The organism is Kitasatospora sp. NPDC088779 (genome assembly GCF_040685395.1).
Classification (GTDB): domain Bacteria; phylum Actinomycetota; class Actinomycetes; order Streptomycetales; family Streptomycetaceae; genus Kitasatospora.
This window is the reverse complement of sequence record NZ_JBFBHW010000038.1, coordinates 66,329-84,129: the sequence shown is the minus strand read 5'-3', so window position 1 is coordinate 84,129 and position 17,801 is coordinate 66,329. Positions and strand designations below refer to the sequence as shown.

11 protein-coding genes are annotated in these 17,801 nt (G+C 71.1%); 5 read left to right on the top strand and 6 right to left on the bottom strand.

From position 1 onward, the window contains the following. The first annotated feature begins 1,051 nt into the window (after window positions 1-1,051). Window positions 1,052-2,725 (top strand): hypothetical protein, encoded by a 1,674-nt coding sequence (locus AB0P03_RS29285; RefSeq protein ID WP_363631680.1) that lies wholly within the window; start codon window positions 1,052-1,054, stop codon window positions 2,723-2,725. 95 nt (window positions 2,726-2,820) lie between these two features. Here AB0P03_RS29285 and AB0P03_RS29280 read toward each other — a convergent pair whose 3' ends face one another. The 4 genes from AB0P03_RS29280 to AB0P03_RS29265 form a co-directional block, all read right to left on the bottom strand. After that, window positions 2,821-3,489: a hypothetical protein gene (locus tag AB0P03_RS29280; protein ID WP_363631678.1), complete on the bottom strand. Its 669-nt coding sequence runs from the start codon at window positions 3,487-3,489 to the stop codon at window positions 2,821-2,823. A 115-nt stretch (window positions 3,490-3,604) separates the two neighbouring features. Continuing rightward, a complete protein-coding gene (locus tag AB0P03_RS29275; protein WP_363631676.1) occupies window positions 3,605-4,507 on the bottom strand; it encodes a hypothetical protein in 903 nt (300 codons plus the stop codon). 236 nt (window positions 4,508-4,743) lie between these two features. Beyond that, on the bottom strand, window positions 4,744-5,364 hold the full coding sequence (locus AB0P03_RS29270; protein ID WP_363631674.1) for a hypothetical protein: 621 nt from the start codon (window positions 5,362-5,364) through the stop codon (window positions 4,744-4,746). A 2-nt stretch (window positions 5,365-5,366) separates the two neighbouring features. After that, window positions 5,367-7,121, bottom strand: a complete 1,755-nt coding sequence (locus AB0P03_RS29265; protein ID WP_363631672.1) for a helix-turn-helix transcriptional regulator — start codon at window positions 7,119-7,121, stop codon at window positions 5,367-5,369. A 985-nt stretch (window positions 7,122-8,106) separates the two neighbouring features. Between AB0P03_RS29265 and AB0P03_RS29260 the strand changes: the two genes are divergently transcribed. From AB0P03_RS29260 to AB0P03_RS29250, 3 genes are all read left to right on the top strand, one after another. Continuing rightward, entirely contained in the window at window positions 8,107-9,306 is a 1,200-nt protein-coding gene (locus AB0P03_RS29260) for a hypothetical protein (protein ID WP_363631670.1), read from the top strand. A gap of 80 nt (window positions 9,307-9,386) precedes the next feature. Next, window positions 9,387-12,671: a hypothetical protein gene (locus tag AB0P03_RS29255; protein WP_363631668.1), complete on the top strand. Its 3,285-nt coding sequence runs from the start codon at window positions 9,387-9,389 to the stop codon at window positions 12,669-12,671. After that, the gene (locus tag AB0P03_RS29250) at window positions 12,668-15,421 is read left to right on the top strand and encodes an RNAseH domain-containing protein (RefSeq protein WP_363631666.1); all 2,754 of its coding nucleotides are present in this window, start codon (window positions 12,668-12,670) and stop codon (window positions 15,419-15,421) included. The genes AB0P03_RS29255 and AB0P03_RS29250 overlap by 4 nt, the downstream gene beginning before the upstream one ends. A 76-nt stretch (window positions 15,422-15,497) precedes the next feature. Here the strand turns inward: AB0P03_RS29250 and AB0P03_RS29245 are convergent, their stop codons facing one another. After that, complete coding sequence (locus AB0P03_RS29245) at window positions 15,498-15,641, bottom strand: hypothetical protein (RefSeq protein WP_363631664.1); 144 nt, start codon at window positions 15,639-15,641, stop codon at window positions 15,498-15,500. Further along, window positions 15,638-16,798, bottom strand: a complete 1,161-nt coding sequence (locus AB0P03_RS29240; protein WP_363631662.1) for an XRE family transcriptional regulator — start codon at window positions 16,796-16,798, stop codon at window positions 15,638-15,640. The genes AB0P03_RS29245 and AB0P03_RS29240 overlap by 4 nt, the downstream gene beginning before the upstream one ends. Before the next feature lie 204 nt (window positions 16,799-17,002). Between AB0P03_RS29240 and AB0P03_RS29235 the strand changes: the two genes are divergently transcribed. Next, window positions 17,003-17,425 carry a hypothetical protein gene (locus AB0P03_RS29235; protein ID WP_363631661.1) on the top strand — a complete coding sequence of 141 codons (423 nt, stop codon included), beginning with the start codon at window positions 17,003-17,005 and terminating at the stop codon, window positions 17,423-17,425. Window positions 17,426-17,801 lie beyond the last annotated feature (376 nt).

Sequence of the window (17,801 nt, the reverse complement as noted above, 5' to 3'; positions counted from 1 at the left end):
GCGCGCCGGCTGCTCCGCAGACATGACGCGCCGTCACTAGCGTGACGGAGCGTTGCGGCGCCCCTCCGGGGCGCAGTAGCGGACAGTAGTTGCGGCGCGTCCGCGCCGCTGGCCTGCGCGGGCTCGGGCTCGGCCTGGCTGTCCAGCTCCCCTTCGTCGGGGGTGCCGGCGCTCCGCACCGGCGGGCCCATGACACCCCGTCCGGGCCCGGCATGGGGTGTATTTCTGCTGCTCAGTGGGGGTTTTGGCGCACTCCGTGCGCTTGGCTGACCGGGAGGAGGGGTGGGGGCTTCCCTTCGTCGCCGACGTCCCCGCCGACCGGGGCCAAGAGCCGGCCTCCCATCCCCGCCCCCACATCATGTCACCCTCCGCCACACCACGCCACCCCTCGCCCGAACACGCCGACACCCTCACCAACTGGTCTACACCACTCCAAGTAGTCTAGACCAATCCCACCGCAGCAGCCCCCGAAACCCCCGGGAAAGCCGCCCCGACCCCGTATCAGAAAGCCCCCGTCAGAGAATCCCGCCACAACCCCCATGCCCATCCAGGAATGCATCACACCAACCGGCTGTGTAACCCCAGGAATCGCTACCCACTACCCGCCACGCGGCCGTTGACGATGTGACGCGAAATTCCGGTAACACCCACAACCCCCGGCCCATGAAAATCCCCCATAAAACCCGCCATGGAAAACACCCATTCCACCGGACAGCCCCGAACAGCGACCCGGCACAGCACGACCGGCGGGCGCCCCCGGACGGCAACGAGCAGCGCGGACCAGCAGCACCTGGACGGCGAGCACGGAACCGGCGGCGAGCACCACCAGGACCACGACAACGAGCAGGCCGGCCCCGAGGCGGGTACCCCGGGTACCCAACAGAACGCCAGGACCGCCCCGAGACGGCGGCCCAGCCCCCGCCGGGGCGGCACCCGTGGTTGCCCGGCTGGGGCGCAACCGGACCCTGCCGCCGGTATGAGCGGGCGGCCACCACGTCCGTGCCCCGGCTGCGGCGTTCGACCTGTGGCCCGGCGGTACCGGCTCTGCTATGTGTGCGAGCCCGGGGAACCTCCCCCGTGCCGCCGCTGCGGGTCGCTGGAGTACTACTCCGCCGGCCTGTGCCAGACCTGCCACCACTTCGCCCCCGACCGCGCCACCTCGTGCCGGGACTGCCTGGCCTGGGGCCTGGGCTACCGCCGCCGCGCCGGCCTGTGCCTCGGCTGCGTGACCTGGCGGAAGGGACATCCCGAGCACGGCCGGTGCAGCCTGTGCCGACTGGAACTACATCTGCGTGACGGGGCCTGCCGCCTGTGCTGGCGTCAGCTGTGGCTGACCGGCCGGCCGAGGAAGGACGTAGCCCCCGACGAGCTCGCCGCCGCCAACCGGCACGGGCAGCAACTCGCCCTGGGCGGACTGGAGAAGAGCCTGCGCCGGCACCTGCCCCGCCAGCGGCCCTCGTTCAAGGACGCCCGCTGTGCCCGCCAGAAGGCACAGGCCACCCGACCCGTTCCCGTGATCCCACCGGTACGGGCGCGAGCGCTCCTGCTGTTCAACATGCCGCGCGACCTCGCCGCCGGGGCTCGGGCCGGCCTCCCCGAACCGGCCGACGAGGACCTGGTCGAAGCGGTGGACGCCTTCGCCCGGGACTACGGGCGACGCCACGGCTGGCCCACCGACCGACACCACGCCGCCGCCTTCACACTGCGCAGGGGCCTGCGGATCCTGCTCGCCACCCAGGACGTCCCCGGCGCCCCGATCAAGGCCAGCGAGGCGGCCCGGCTCAACGACATCCGCCTGCCCTTCGGGCCGGTCCTGGACGTCCTGGCCGCTGCCGGACTCCTCGACGACGACCGCGTGCCCGCCATCGTGCCCTGGTTCGAGCGCAAGACCGCCGGTCTGCCCGACCCGATGGCCGAGGAACTGCGCACCTGGTTCGACATCGCCCGACTCGGCCACGCCACCGCGCCGCGGTCACGCCCACGACCCGAGCAGACCATTCGCCTCCTGCTCTACGGGGCGCTGCCCGTGCTGCAGAGCTGGGCCGCCAGCTCGGACTCCCTGCGCTCGATCAGCCGCCAGGACGTCAAGGTCGCCCTCGCGCCGTACGAGGGCGACCGGGCCCACTCCGTGCTCCAGGGCCTGCGGGCAGTCTTCCGCACCCTCAAGGCGCACAAGGTGGTGTTCACCGACCCGACCAGCCGGATCAGCCTGGGGACACCCGCCTCGGAACCGCCACTGCCGCTCGCCCTCGACCCGCTCCTCGCCGCCGTCCACTCCCCCGATCCCACCCGCGCGGCCCTGGGCTCCCTCCTTGCCTTCCACGCCCTACGGCCGGCCCAGCTCAGAGCCCTGCTGGTGACCGACCTCGCCGACGGCCGGCTTCGCGTCGGCGACGGCCGGGTCATCCTGCTCGCGGCCGAGGTCCGCCGCCGACTCCACGCCTACCTCGCCGAACGCGCCCGCCGCTGGCCCAGCACCGCTAACCCCCACCTGTTCGTCAGCCAGTTCACCGCCCTGCGTACCCGCCAGGTCACCGGGACCTGGGTCAACCAGACCCTCGGACTGTCCGCGCAGGCGATCCGCGAAGACCGCATCCTCGACGAAGCACTGGCCGCAGCGGGAGACCCGCGGCGCCTGTGCGACCTCTTCGGCCTCACCGTCGACGGCGCCCAGCGCTACACCTCCGCCCTCGGGCACACCGACCTCAACGAGTCCCCCAGCTGAGGAGCCGGGGAACTCCGCGCGTCATCTGCTCTCGAAATCAAAGGTCGTGCTCGGTCTCTCGCTCAACACCGCCCGAAACCTCTCTCCCAACGCCCTCAGTCGTCGCCGTCCTCGACGCCTCCCCGCAGGCCCCACTCATCAAGACCGGAGTAGATCAATGCAGTACGACCCCGGGGATAGGAGAGGGCCTTGGCCTCCCCTGCGTAGACCGCCACCAGTGAGTCGGATCCCCGCCACCAGGTATCGGCCAGGCCCATCACCTCGCGCACCGGCTTGTACCCGTCCAGCACGATGCCATCGACGTCATGGCCGGTGACCTTGGTGATCTGCTTCGCCCACATGGATGCGTGGTGGGTCAGTGCGAGCGACTCCACCCAGCCCTCGACGGTCGCGTGGAGAGGCGCCCACCGACCTGCATGAATGCCGAACTCGCCAGACGGGCTGATCATGAACGAGTAGGGAACTGCGGTCCGCTGCGTCCCCGCTTCGAACCACCACCCAGCAGGGTCCAATTCGGGTGAGTCCGGATCGAGATACTTGGGCCCGCCGTCGTACTGCGACGCGGGTGGCAAAAGCAGACCGCCCCAGCGCTCTTGATACGCCGCCATCCGGTCGACCACCGCCGCCGGGATGCCTCGCTCAAGCCACCACTGCCTGTGCCCCTCGACGGGCCTGACGTCGACCTTGACACCGTGCGAGCTGACGAACGACCGGGCACGTCGAGTCAGGCCATCGGGCACAGCGTTGAAGAGGTGAAGATTCACCAAGGTGACGCTACCCAGTAGCCCTGGTGAGGCCGCGGCCGGGCCCAGCCCGCTTCCTGAACTCGGTGCCACAGCATGCCGACCGGCTACGGTGGACCCCTGGGTTCCGCCTCCGTCACCCTTCAGAAATCGCGAACTCATGGGACTTCGCCATCCGTCGCAGCAGGTAGAGCAGGCGCTCGGCGGTGCCGGGCGGGGCGGGGACGCGGTAGCGGGCGGTGGCGGGGTCGAGGTCGGCGCGCCACAGGCTGGCAAGCACCTGGAGTTTGTGTACCCGCTGGTAGCCGGACGGCAGGACCCCGCGATCGGTCTTGAGGCGGCGCAGTGCGTCGTGCAGGGGTTGGAGGTCGGTGTCCCACAGGGCCACGGTGCGGTCGGCGAGCAGGGTGGCCAGGTCGGCGAGGGCCGGGGTGGGGTCGACGGCGTCGGCGGGGGCGCCGGGGGTGCGGGGGCCGGTCAGGCGCAGCGTGCGGTTGTAGAGGGTCAGGCCGTCGCGGGCGTCGAGGACGGTGATGTGGGCGGCGGCGGGTGGGTGGGGCTTGCCCGTCTCGGTGGGCGGGCGGTGGGTGTAGGCGGCGGCGAGGACCACCAGGTGCTCGTCGGCGAGGAGGTCGGCGGCCTGTCCGGCGGCGACCTGGGCGCGTTCGGCGGCGGCGTGCTGTGTCTGGCGCAGGCGGTGGATGTGGGCGCACGCGGCGCACAGCAGTGGTCCGTCGGCGGTCTTGGTGCAGGGGCTTTCGGGGCGGGCGCCGCAGTCGTCGCAGGTGCGCGAGGTGGTGGTGCGGCGGGCGAGTTGGGCGGCGGGGGTCTGGGTGGGCACGGATTCGCCGAGGTCGTACAGGTTGTAGGTGGCTTTGCCGCCGGGGCCCTTCGCGGTGACGGTGGCGCGTACCGGGCCGCCGGGCTGGCGTGGGAGGTCGAGGTCGGCGAGCTGGGTCTTGGTGCGCAGGTGGTCGGGGACCGCGCCCCACCAGGTGTACTCGGCCAGCGGGTTCGCGGTGGGATTCTGCTTGTCCATCGGTTCCTCTCCCCAGGGTGACGGTGCGTCGGGTTCAGCGGCGGCCGCCGCCTGGTGGTGGCCGCCGGGGTGGTCAGCGCGTCCAGGGCCACGGGCTGGGGTGGCGGCGGACGCGGGTGATGACGCCGAGGGTGCCGGCGGGGACGTCGGCGTGGGTTCGGGCGTCTTCCTTCCAGTACTCCTCGGCGGCCGGGTCCTCGTCGATTCGTCGGGGTGCGGAGACGAGTGGCGGGGGGTCAGGCTCCGAGGCCGATGGAGCTCACGTACTGGTAGGCGCCGTAGTCGCTGTCGAGGTCGCTGATGACGTCGTCCCAGATGTCCGCCAGGGCGTCGGCGTCGCCGTTGGTGAGGGCGTCGACGGCGTCGTCCCAGACGTAGCGGACCTGGATGGCGCGGATGCGCAGGTTGTCACGGCGGCGGGGTTCGTCGACGACGTCCTGGTTGATGGGGTGGATCTCCACCTTGGTGCCGCGGCCGCCGTTGTTCAGGTGCGCCTTGAGGACGGCGGGGTTGGCCAGGACGTTGGCGGCGCGCAGGTTCCAGTAGGCGGTGTCAATGGCTTCGAGGTTGATGGGGCGGGGTCGTTGGGTGCCCTTGGTCCAGGCGCGGATGGTGGCGGGGGTCGCGGTGATGCCGGCGTCGGCGAGGGCGGCGGGGCCGCCCTTGTGGGTCATCAGGTAGCGCATGCGGGCGGTCAGGCCGCGGCGGGTGCTCGGCGGGGACTTGATGCCGCCTTCGATGATCATGCGTTCCAGGACATCTTCCAGGGCGCGGCCGAGGGCGAGTTTCCCGTGGACGTTTCCGGGGTCGCGGTCGGCGCCGTAGCGGCCGAAATTCCGCCATCCGTCGGTCGACACTTTCAGGCGCTCCTGTTCCGGGTGCGGGGCAGGGTGTATTGGTCCTTGAGTTTCAGCTGTGTGGTCAGGCGGCCCTCTTCGAATACGCCGCCCATGTTCTTTCGCCATTCGCCACCGGTGACGTGGAGTTCGTCGGTTCCGCGCAGCGCGACGACGGTCAGACCGGCCTTGTGGGCGCGCTGGGACTTGTACCAGAGGTTGGCGAATGCCTGCGAGCGGATGATGTGCATCCAGTCGGGGCGGCGGATGTCGCGGTTGTAGGTGGATTCGCCGATGGTGGAGGCGAATTTCGCGTAGATGGCCTTGACGTATTTCTCGGTGACGGTGTCGCCGTCGTGGATGGCGTTTTCGCGGGCCTGGGTAAGGACACGGCGGAACTTCTCCAGCAGGCCCTCGGAGGCGCCGGATGTCCAGGCCTCGGTGATGTGCGGGGCGTCGGCCAGGCCGAGCTTGTGGCAGCGGATCAGCAGCCGCACGGTGGCCTCGTCCAGCAGCACCGGACCCGCCTCGTGCCGGTTGCCGATCGGGTCCGGCAGCTCCGGGTGTTCCCAGGTGGGGCGCTTGGGGAGCAGGTAGACGCCGGAGCGCTTCGGGTCCCAGCCGCCGTCCGGGCGGTGCTGGAGCGCCCCGATCGGCAGGTGGGTCTTCAGCGCCGAGCAGTACGCGGCGTTGGTGTCCAGGACGTCCACCGTCACCGGGTCGGCGCCCGCCTTGAGGGCGGCCATCAGTGGGGCGTTCTCCCACTTGTGGCGGCCTTCCCAGATTTCGTCGGCGCCATTCCGGGACTTCTTGGAGAGGAATTCCAGGCGCTCCGGATAAGCCGTGTGCTCGTACGCGGCGCCGACCCTGGTCTTGTCGAAGAGTTCCATTCCGTTCGGAATGGCCTTCTTCTCCAGCGCGGCGCTCGCGGCTTCGGTGTCGCCGCCGTGCTCCTCCAGTGCCTGCTCGACGGCCGTGGTGATCATGTCGAGGTAGAAACCCAGCTCCCGGCCTGAACTGGCGTACTCCGAACGGGACTTGGCGGTGGGCACCGTCCTGGTGTCCTGGTGGACGGCCGAACTGGGCGCAGCAGCAGGGGAGTTGGTGATTGCCGGGGCGGGCGGTGCCGGGGCGGCCGGGGAGGAATCGGGGGCGGCGACGGACGGGGCCCGGCCGGCCTCGGCGGCGGGCGCCGAGGCGACCGGGGCCGGGGCGGGGGTGCACCAGCCGCCGAGGTGGAGCGGGCGGCCGCCGATGCGGTGGGTGACCGGGCGTCCGCACTGCTCGCACGGCGCGGCGGGGTGGGCGAGAACTTCGCCGTCCGGGGCCCGGTCGTAGTCCGCGGCAACCGGGGCGGCGGTGGACGCCGGCACGGGGACGGCGACGACGGCGGGCGCAGCGACCGGAGCGACCGGAGCGACCGAGGCGGGCGCAGGGACGGCCGGGACCGCCGGGGCGGGCGCAGCGGCCGGGACGGTGGCGGGAGCGGGCGCGGTGAAGGTGGCCGGCACCGGCGCGGGCGCGGCGGTGCCGGGGGGCCAGGTCATGGACTGGGCGGCGTGGGTGGGGCCGGCGAGCAGGTCGAGTGGTCCCATCCCCCAGTGCCGGGCGAGGGCGTCCACCTCGTCCAGGGACCAGGGCTGCGCGCCGGACTGACGGCGGCTGATCTTGTCTTGGGTCAGGTCGAGGGCGGTGGCGAGTTCCCGCTGGCTCTCGCCGGTGCGCTGCCTGATCGCGGCGATGGTGAGCCGCAGCGTTTCCAACGTGCTGAGCGTCATGCAAGCATTCTATCCATGCTTGATGGAGATATTCCATAAATTACACACAGAGCCACCCTTGCGAGTGACGGCCGCGCCGAGCGCATGCGTCCCGAGGTGCGGGCGGGGCCCTGGGAATGAGCAACCTCACGTCAGCCAACCACCACGCGTGCTAGGCGCAACTCGCAGTCCATAACAGCCACTTCCTCACCTCATGACAGCCAAGATCCACGCCCCCATCAAACAGAAGCCGAGCCCAGTCGCCTCCGCCAACGACCGGCCCGCTGCTGCCCATCTCGCTGACACCAACCCGCACACTCACACCTCCACGGCCGCCGACAACCGTCCTGGGCCGGGCCCGACCACAGCCGTGGTGACCCGTGGGAATGAGCAACCTCACGTCAGCCAACCACCACGCGTGCTAGGCGCAACTCGCAGTCCATAACAGCCACTTCCTCACCTCATGACAGCCAAGATCCACGCCCCCATCAAACAGAAGCCGAGCCCAGTCGCCTCCGCCAACGACCGGCCCGCTGCTGCCCATCTCGCTGACACCAACCCGCACACTCACACCTCCACGGCCGCCGACAACCGTCCTGGGCCGGGCCCGACCACAGCCGTGGTGACCCGGAACGGCCGACGCCCAGGGGCCGGTTGTCGCCCTTGCCGCCGGCCCCCGCGCTGCCGCCGACCGGGTCCTACATCGCCCCGCCGCTGCCACCCTCCCCGGTGTCGCCTCCGTAGCCCGACACCCAGCTGATCGGATATCCGCGAGCTTCACCAGCCACGCGTTGTTGCCGGCGGTCTCACCGCGCCCGCCTCGCGCGGGTGAGCTTCACGGGGATATGGGGGTTGGGTCAGGTCACCAGGCGTCGATGAGATGGTGCGGCCAGCAAGACCGGGCTCACTGGATCGGAGGAAAATTCCCCGAACTCCCGTGCCCTTCCACCGGGTAGAGGGGTTGGGGCTTGTGTCCTGGGTTCGATGTGGCATGGGAGGCGGCGGGATGTCGGCGTTGGCTGCTGCGGCGGTGGCCGTTCGGGAACTCGCTGCGGACCAACGCGCGGCGTTGGACGCCTGTGTTGTCGCAGCGTTGGCGCTGAGCAGCAGCGAGGGTGAGGCCCGGGGGCGTACCCGGCTGCTCATGGAGTGCCACGGCCGCTATGTGCGGTCCTTCGGGGTCCTTGACCCGGCGCCGCCGTTCAAGGTGTTCCTCGAAAGGCTTCGCGGCAGCCGGGTGGCCGATCTTCTGCCCCGGCAGCCTAGAGAGTCCGCGCTCGGTGAACTGTGGCTGCTCGACGACGACGGCATGCCCAGTTCGGCGTTGAACCGGATCGCGGTGGAAGCCGCCGAGTACAGCCACCAGGCGCCGGGGATCGGTGCCGATATTCGCCACCTCCACAGTCTGCTGCGGGCTGTGGGGATGCTGTCGGAGGGCGCCGGGCTGTCGCGAATCTCCGGCGAGACCGTTCAGCATGCCGTCTTCCGCGCGTTGAGGGCCGCCGGCTTCGAGGCGTACACGCAGGGGCGGGAGGCCATGGTGCGCACTCCTGTCCTGACGCGACGCGAGTTGTCCCGGAACGCGGCTCTGACCGAGTTGGGCGCGTACACCGAAATTTCCCCGACGCGGCAGTTCGGCGGGGTGTGGGCCGCGTGCCCGATGTGCGGGTGGACCATGCGGGCCATCTACCGCTCCAACGGCGCGGTCGACCTTGAGTGCGAGGATGAGCGTCACAGTCTGCTTGGTGCCAGGTATCGGGCCGAATCTGTTGCGGGCGACTGGCGCCTGGCCCCGCGCGGCGAGCTGCGCGCGGTGCCGGAGCTGATCCCTGTCGAGGGCCATGTGGCGTTGCCGTACGCCCTGTGGCTGTGGGTGACGCTGCCGGGTCTGCTGGAGGTCGAACTGCGCGACCGGCTGGTCGCCATGGGCGCGGAGGTCCGCCTGTGGCCGTTCGGCGATGCCTACGACCTGCACGTCACCGTCCCGGGCCGCTCCATGTCGTGGCGCGTCGACGTCAAGACCTGGGCGGACCCGTATGGGCTGGCCCAGAAGCTGCGCGAGAGCCCGGAGGGGCCCGGAAAGCTGTGTTTCGTGGTGCCCGAGCACCTGCGCGGATACCTGCCCGTCCTGCGCCGCGGCGTGCTGGGCACCGAAGCACGCGTGCTGACCGACATCGACCTGGTGGCGGAGGTGGGGAGGGCGTGAGTAGGACGCTGGCAGCGGCTCTCGCCTTGGCCGAACATCTCCTGCCCGCCCGATTCCGCGACGGACAGCAGGTGGTGCGCGTGGCGGATGCCCACGTCCTGCTCACCGGCCACGCACCGCGCATCGTGGCGGACTGGGAACGGTGGCCCGACGAGGACAAGCAGCGCGTTGGGGCGCTGCTGGGCACGCGCCATCGAGGGGAGGCGCTGTTACACCACGTCGAGCGGGCCGTCCACGGCGTCTTCCACAACCCGGAGGCGGACGACCCGCTGCCCGCCCTCTACGCGCTCGGGCGCAGCGAGCGGGGGCGGGCGCTGGAGGTGGTGCCGGGTCATGGGCAGGATCCTGCGGAGGTCGCCGACCGTCTTCTCGCGCCGGCCGGGCGCAGGCGGCGATTGCGCACCGCTCGCGGATCGGGCTGGTCCGCGCCGACGTCGCGCGGGCGGGTCCAGCTCGCCTTTCCCGAGGAGCAGGGGGTGTATAGGCCGCCCCAGGTCGTGACCGCGTCCTCGGTGGAGCTGGTGGTGGACGCCGACGAGCTCGGCTGGCAGAGCCGGGACACCGACCAGGACATGGAGGGCCCGGCCTTCCGCGAGAAGCAGATCGCCTTGCTGTTGCAGGGGACCGTCGGCGGCGGGCGGCGCCCCCTCGACCCTGTCGTCCTGGCGCCGGGGCGCATCCACTTGCTGAGCGCGCCTCCGGGCGTGGGCAAGAACGTCTTCGGCCGGGGGCTGGCGATCCAGCAGGCGGGCCTCGGGCGTACCACCGTGCTGGTGGTCAGCGACAACGGCGACGTCTATGGCGAGGCCGCCACTTTGCGGGCCGAGCTGCGGGCGGCCGGTGTCAAGGAGGAGGTCACGCCGTTCATCGCCCCCAACAGCCGCTACGACTTCGCGCTGCGGTCCGCCGCGAAGCTGGACGGCACGGGTGTGCCGTTGGCGCAGGCCCCGGCGGACGTCGCCTTCCTCGTCGACAACTCCGCGTACGGGTGCGCGGTGCAGGCGCAGTTCGAGGGGCACGATGCCTTCGAGGGCGGGAAGGAGCCGTGCACGGTGACGGCGTCGGACGTCTTCGACCGGCCAGAGCGCGCGCTGTGCCCGTATGTGTCGGCCTGCGGGAAGTTCTCCCATGTCGAGGCCGCGGCCACGGCCCGGGTCATCGTGACCACGCATTCCTGCTTCCAGTCCGGGATGATCAAGGTCCCGGTGGAGGTCGACGGGGAGGTCCGCAACACCATCAGCGTGCGGGAGTTCCTCCTGCGCCTGGCGTCCTACGTGGTCGTCGACGAGGTCGACGCCTACCAGTCCCGGGGGTTCGACGCGTGCGGCGAGCTGGAGCTCGCTTCCCGTTCTCGCCCTGTGACTGTGCTGCGGCAGATCCGCGACAGCCTGCACCAGGCGCCTCCGCGGCTGGCGGTGGCCGTGCGCCGCCCTCTGACCCGGGCCGTGTTCCTGGCCGAGCAGCTGCTCGACCTGGTGGCCGGCGAGGAGATCTGTACCGAGATCGCCCAGGCGCGCGCCTTGGCCCGCGGGCAGGACCCGCGCCGGACCAGGCAGGTCCTGCGGGACCGCAAGCGCTGGTACCAGCCCCACCAGTGGGACCGGCACCTGATGGAGAACCTGATCGGTGTCGCTGCCGACGCCGTGGCTACTGCCGAGCAGGCCGATTGGCTGCAGGCCCTGCTTCCGCGCGTGGCCACCCGACCGGCCGACCGGCCTTCCTGTGTCGTCCTGCCGGACCGGTTGTGTCCCGTGCCGGGTCTGCTGGAGCGGATGCTCACGATCGACGAGGGCGGGGAGTGGCAGCTGGCCCTCATCAAGGACGAGCTGCGGGAGGTCGTCTCCGCCGCGGTGCCCGCGCACTCCCCTGCCCAGGATGACGACGCCGCGGTGCCCGTCGAGGCGCCGGTGCCGGCGCAGCGCGGGTCCGGCGGGCCGGAGCCGGTGCCGGTGGTCACGCATGCCGAGATCACTGCGGGCGTCCTGCACGCGCTGATGATGAAGGCGTGGCTGACGGCCATCGTCCACACGATGTTCGACTTGACGGACCGGGCCGGCGAACTCGCCGGGCACGGCATCGACGCGGCCTCCGTGCTCGCCGACGCGGTCGGCCACCAGGGTGCCGGCACGGTGGTGCCGTTCGGTCCGCTGGGCCGCCAGCTGGGCGGGTTCCGCTTCGAGGGGCTGGACGACCCCAGCACGCACGCGAGCCTGCGGATGGAAGTGCTGCGTGCGGACCCTCACACCGAGACACAGTTCCTCGGCAGCATCGTCGCCCTCGCCCTGACTGGCCGTCAGCGCACCGTCCTGGGCATGTCCGCTACTGGTTTCATGCCGGGTGCGGCGCGCACCCACCTGCTCGCCCGCCCCGACTGGGCCATGCCCGACACCCTCCGCGGGGGCCTGACCATCTTCAACAGCACCCCCGTCGCCGACGGGAGGCTCCTGGCCGTGGGCAGCACGCCCTACCGCGAACGCGACCAGCGGGTCATCTCGCTGGCCGCCGGATACGCCCCGGGCCTGGTGCGCGACCTCGCCCGGCTGGCCGCGGACGCGCGCACCAGGCATCGCGCGCGTGCCCTGATCGCCGTCAACTCCTACCGGCAGGCCCGCCTGTTCGCCCAAACCCTGTACGACACCGCGCTCGCCCTCGGACGCCGGCTGCGGATCTACGTCGCCGTCGCGGACAGGGCGGATCCGTCTCTGCCACCGGTTTGCGAGTCGATCGGCCAGCTCACCCGCGACCGCTTCGCCGAACTGGCCGGCCTGGACGGCGAGGTGCTCATCTCGCCGCTGCCGCGCACCGAGCGGGGCCTGAACGTGTTGACCGTGTTCGAGGGTGTCGCCGAATCGGCCATCACCCTGATCAGCATGGGCGTGCGGCCGGTCATGCCGGCCGACGACCCGGCCGTGCTGGCGGCCAGCGTCGCCGCCCGGGCCTGGCGCGACGTAGTCCCCGGCCGCGATCCCGCCGCCGTCCTCGCCCGGGCCCGTGCGGCGGCCGACGCGCACCTGCGCCTCAACCTCAACGCGCCCAAGCGGTTCTCCGCCCTGCCCGACGAGCTGAAGTACGAGCTCGTCGCCACCTTGCTCGGGCAGAGCGTCCAGCTCGCGGGACGCGGACGCCGCGGGCAGACCCACGTCGAACTCCACTTCATCGACGGCGCGTTCCACGACCCGACCTGGGGATCCGACCTGCCCACCCTGGTCCGCGGGCTGCTCGAGCAGTCCTCGCAGGACGACCTCGCCCAGCTCGGCGGCTGCTACGGCTACACCATCGAGGAGTTCGCCGAGTACGCCCACGCCCCGCACCTGGTCCCCGCCCTGCACGCGGGATTCCACGCCCACCTGGGAGAGCACGTATGAGCCGCCCACTCGACAGCGTCGCCCGCAAGCAGGCCCGCCTGCTGCAGTTCCGCACCGCCCCGGCCGACCTGGGGGAGGTCATCGCCTACCGGCCCGCCGCCCCCGCCGCGGACTTCGCCGTGGAGCTGTCGCACGAGTACACGCGCAACGTCGGCTCGGGCCTGGACGTGCAGCCGCCCTACCGGGCACTGGAGGCCGTCCTGCGCGCGGCCGCGGGCACCTGGGCGCGCTGGCAGTGGAACGACGGCCACTTGGAACTTCTGTGCGCCGCACCGATCAGCGCCGAGGACCGGCTCGACGTGTTCCGCTACTGGGCCGAAGCCGTGGTCCCCGGCCCCGTCGGCCAGCGGATCGGCGAGCAGTTGGCCGAACTCGTCGCCCGGGCCGAGCCCCGACCCGCCGTCATCCCCGCGCCGCCCCGCGCCGGCAAGCGCTCGCGCGGCTGGTGGCCGGGCGAACTCGCCCGCTGGCGCTTCGCGGAGGAACTCGCCGCCCTCGACTGGCCCCGCAACAACGGCGCCCCCGTCCGCTTCGCCCTGTGCACCGACGGCCGCCTGGCTGCGATCGGCCATGAGCTCCCCGCCGAACCAGACCGCAAAGGCGTCGTCCGCCATCTACTCCCCCGCATCACCATCGGCACCGCCGCCAGCGGGCACTCCCTGCGCCACGCGCTGACCGTGAACGCCACCACCACTCTCCTCGCCACCTCCTGGAGGGGAGTCTCCACCGTCCTGCTGGCCAATCCCGACCAGCCGCTCGTCGTCGCCGCGGCCACTGACGGCCCGCCGTGGGCACGCCGCCTGAACGTGCCCGCGGTCGCCGCCAGCCGCCGCCTGGCCGCCCTGCCCCGCCTGAGCGCGAACGTCCCGCCTTTCCCCGAGCACCTCGCCGACGACGTCCTCGCCGACACCGCCCCGGGCCCGGTCTGGGCCGTCGCCCCGGCCAGCGTCCGTACCCCCGGGCTGGGCCGCGGCCACGGCATGGAGTTCTTCCGCCGCGTCGAGGAAGCTATCGACACCCGGTGCGAGAAGTACAGCCGCCGCAGCCCCGCGTTCGTCGAGGTCCCCGGAGTCAAGGTGCCGCCCACCGAGAGCGGATCACGCGTCAGCGGGCCGATCGCCGCCGAGCGGATCCCCGCCGCCCTAGACGCGGCAGGCGTCGACACCCTCCTCGTCGCCGTCCTGTGGAGCACCGACGAGGTCCGCGCCCGGGTGAAGGCCGCGGTCTCCACCCAGTGGGGCCTCGGTGACCGGTGGAAGGCCGCAGAAGGCGTGGAGGAACCCGCGGCCGGCGGCCGCATCAAGGTCGTCTTCCTCCACGACAAGGCCGGAGCCCTCAGCCACGGACCGCGAACGAGCGTGGAGCGCCAGCGGGACCTGGAGGAGATGCTCGCCCCCTACACCGGCGACGGCGTACGCGTCGCGGCGATCTGCGAGACCGACTGGGACCCCGAGCGCTGGTACCCGACCCTCGAAGCCCGCGACACAGCCGAGGCCGAAGACGGCAAGTGGCCCTCCAAGCAGGCCCTCGCACACCTGGGGGCGACCTCCCAGTACATCAAGCAGGCCCCGGCGCCGATCCCCACCCACACCCGGGAGGGCAAGCCCTACAACGAGAAGTACCGCGCCAAGAAGGTCAAGTCCCGCCAGAGCGGTCTCGACAGCTCGACCGCGAACGTGCTGCGCGAGATCCTGAGCGGCGTCGGCGCCACGGACCACCGCCTCGGCTCCGCGTTCGGCAAGCTGGCGTGCGAACCGTGGTGGCACATCGGCATCCACGTCCGCCGCCACGCCCAGCGCCGCGCCTACGGCAAGCGCCACACCGCCACCCCGGCGCCGATCACCGTCGCGCTCACCGCCATGCGCCCCACCGGCGGCCCCGACGGACCCTGGCAGATCTGGGCCTACAGCCCCCAAGCCGGGCAGTGGCAGGCCCATGGCCCGGCCACCACCGCGCTGCACGCCGCCGACCTCCGCTGGGACGTCACCGGCTACCCCACCGCCGCCGACGAGAGCCCCCAGGCCAGCGCCGCCGCGCACATCGTCGAGCAGGCTCTCCTCGCCGCCCGCACGCAGCTGCCCGCATCGGCCCCGGCGGTGCTCTACGTCGACGGGGACAGCGCCGAGTACATCTGGGCGGGCCTCACCGACGAAGCCCTGGGCCAGAACCCACCCGCCGACCTGCCCCGGCCGGCGTCCTGGCTGCCCGGCCACAGCCTCCCCCGCGCCCAACGCCCTCTGGCCACCGTCCGCGTCATCGGAGACCTGGAACGCATCGGCCGCCCCACCGGCGCCCACATGCGCACCAGCGACGGCACCTGGCGTGCCACCGACACCACCAACAGCCTCTTCCAACTCGCCGCCGACGACGGCGCCCGCACCTACCCCGACCTTCTCCTCGTCAACGTCCCCCGCACCTGGGCCGCCGGCCCCTCCGGCCGCTTCGGCAAGGACGAGACGCGCTTCGACAGCAACAGCCAGAGCAAGAACGGCTACGCCCACACCGCCACCCGGTTCACCGTCATCGGCCAGAGCACCGATGCCGACTGCGACCTCATCGGAGCCGTCGCCGCCGTCCTGACCAACCAGGGCATCACCTCCGACGTCCGCCAGAGCATGCCCACCCCTCTCCACCTCGCCCGCAGGATGGATTCCTCCCACCCCTACTACCGCCGCACCGCGCAGAGCGACGAGGAGAGCCCCGACAGCGCACAAGCCGAAACCGGAGCAGACGAGACGCCCGGAACGTGAGCGGTACGCTGCGGGCGGCTCTGGGACAGTTCCCGGCGACCGCGGACCCGACAGCGGAACAGCTGTGTGGCGGGATCTACCGGCTGAGGTTGATGCTGCCGTCCCGCCCGGTGTTGATCCGGACCTCGGCGTAGCCGTAGTAGATCTCCAGGAGGTCGATCCTGCCGACCGATCCGTAGCTGCAGATCATGGTGGTGTCGGGGAAGCAGAAGGTGCTCATGGGTTGAACGCGATCTCCGTTCCGGAACCGGACGGCATCGGCGACGTCTGCGCTGGCTCGGGCGGAGCGGGTTCGAGGATGTCCAGCAGCTCGTCCGGGTCGAGGCCGAGAAGGGCTGCCAGCGGTCGGGCGGTGGTGTCGCCCCGAGAATATGCCGTCAGTGCCAGGCGAGTCAGCGCTCGTGGATGCCAACCACCGTTGCTCGCTTCGGCATTGAGCATATTCTGATCAAATGTATCGATGGTGTGCACGCAGTCAGCCGTTGATGTCGCGGCCCACTCTCGCAGTTGAGCTGTGGTGAGCAGCCCGAGCACCTTCAGCCGTGCGGCCATTGCGCTCGGAGAGACCTTGAAATGCCAAGCCATCCGCTGGACATCGACCCGCTCGGGCGAAGCGCCGGCTTCGGACAGGATGGCTTCTCTTGGCATGAGGAACTCTGCGGCGAAAGCGTTCGCTTGCACTTCCTTGGCGTCGGAGGTCCGGCCGGGCTGGATTTTCTCCACGACGGCGTCGCCGTAGGCATCGCGGGCGAGGATGTGCCCGAGCTCGTGCGCGAGTGTGAATCGCTGACGGGTCCACATCTGGGTCTGTGCGACGAGGATCAGGTGGAACAGCTCGGTAGACCACGACAGGCCGTCCAGCTTGCCAGGCAATGCGGTGGTGGCGATCACCACGCCAAAGGCCAGCTCGCAGTCTGCCGCTAGTTCCCGGGTGGAACGACCCCACGGCTCGCACGGGAGAGCCTTGGTCGCTGTACGGGCCAGGTCGTTGCCACGTTCAACACCGGTACCGATCTGGCTCGACTCGGGAAGCGGTGAAAGTGGCAACGTGTATCCGATGCCGTGCAGAGCGTCGATGACCCGCTCGTATCGACTGAGAGTGGTACGCACGTCAGCGGTGTTGTGATCGAGCTCGGCGGCCTTCCGAGCGGCTGTTCCCGCCACCGTACGCGGCTCGACGCCACGGAGAAGCCAGTCGACGGTTTTCCCTCCGTGCTCGGCGATCAGTGCCAGCTCGAGTGACGTAAACCTCCGCGCGCCCTTGAGGGATTTCGACAGCTTGTCCGGAGAGATCCCGATGCGCGCAGCCACGACGGCCTGGCTCTCACCCGCCGTGCCGATGACGTGGCGAACGCGCTCAATCAGTTCGACATCCATGCTGCGACCGTACCGTCGAGTTGCGATTTTCGCAACACGCTTGCCTCGGGTGCGACCTGGAGTTCACCTACCCGGGCCAGGTCTCCAGGGTGGCGGTGCGGACGAGGTTCAGGCGGGCGGAACAGGCGGGGTTGCACAACAGGTCGTCAACAGGTTTCCGTGAAACGGCCACGCGACCGTGTCCCGTGGACGGATCATGTTCGGGTGCCGATCATTCCGGAACCGTCCTCACCCGCAAGTCCCTCGTCCTGGGAAGACCGGCTGGACGCCTGGGTCGGGATATGCGCGGCCCGACTCTCCTTGTGGGGCCACGACTTCACCGACGGAGCATGGCCCGACACCGAAGACCTCGCCGTCATCCTCACCCGGACCGTGGGCGAGGTCGCCGACATCCCCTCCATGCGGCCCGCCCACCACGCCCTGACCGCCGCCCTCGCCCACGTCCACGCCGCCGAACGATGGCTCCGCCCCCACACCAGCGCCTTCTCTGCCGCCATGGCCTGCCACCACCTGCGCCACGCCGCCGAACATCTCCACGCCGCCGCCCACCGCCACCTCACCGACACCGCACCCCAAGGCCGCCCCAGCACCCCACCCCGGCGGGGCCCCGCTTCCCCAAGCCCCTGACCGCACCCACAACCCGATAACCCGCCGATGGACTGTCAGCCGATCACCGCGAAGCAAGGCGGCGACAGCAGGCGGCGAAGCGGCGACACCGACCGACAACACAACCCGGACGCGATGACGGGCCGGCCTGGGACACCATGGCGCCAAGGGCCTGCGTGGACAACACGGACCCGCCCTCCGACCCCGGTCACTCCAGTCACTCACAGACCTCCGACCTGCACAGACTTCCACACCGCCTGCCGGCAGATCACCACCGTCTGGCAGCCCGCCGACATCACGCCCTCACCATGAGGCCGGCGGACGGCCGAACAACGCAGGGAAGGAACCGCTCCATGACCAATGCCCAGCAGGAACCTGCACTGGCAGTGCAGTGCCC

What these genes read in the sequence shown, in the direction of transcription:
- AB0P03_RS29275 (WP_363631676.1), bottom strand. Translation starts at nt 4,507, where the DNA reads ATGGACAAGCAGAATCCCACCGCGAACCCGCTGGCCGAGTACACCTGG.
- AB0P03_RS29265 (WP_363631672.1), bottom strand. Translation starts at nt 7,121, where the DNA reads ATGACGCTCAGCACGTTGGAAACGCTGCGGCTCACCATCGCCGCGATC.
- AB0P03_RS29260 (WP_363631670.1), top strand. Translation starts at nt 8,107, where the DNA reads ATGTCGGCGTTGGCTGCTGCGGCGGTGGCCGTTCGGGAACTCGCTGCG.
- AB0P03_RS29250 (WP_363631666.1), top strand. Translation starts at nt 12,668, where the DNA reads ATGAGCCGCCCACTCGACAGCGTCGCCCGCAAGCAGGCCCGCCTGCTG.
- AB0P03_RS29245 (WP_363631664.1), bottom strand. Translation starts at nt 15,641, where the DNA reads ATGAGCACCTTCTGCTTCCCCGACACCACCATGATCTGCAGCTACGGA.
- AB0P03_RS29240 (WP_363631662.1), bottom strand. Translation starts at nt 16,798, where the DNA reads ATGGATGTCGAACTGATTGAGCGCGTTCGCCACGTCATCGGCACGGCG.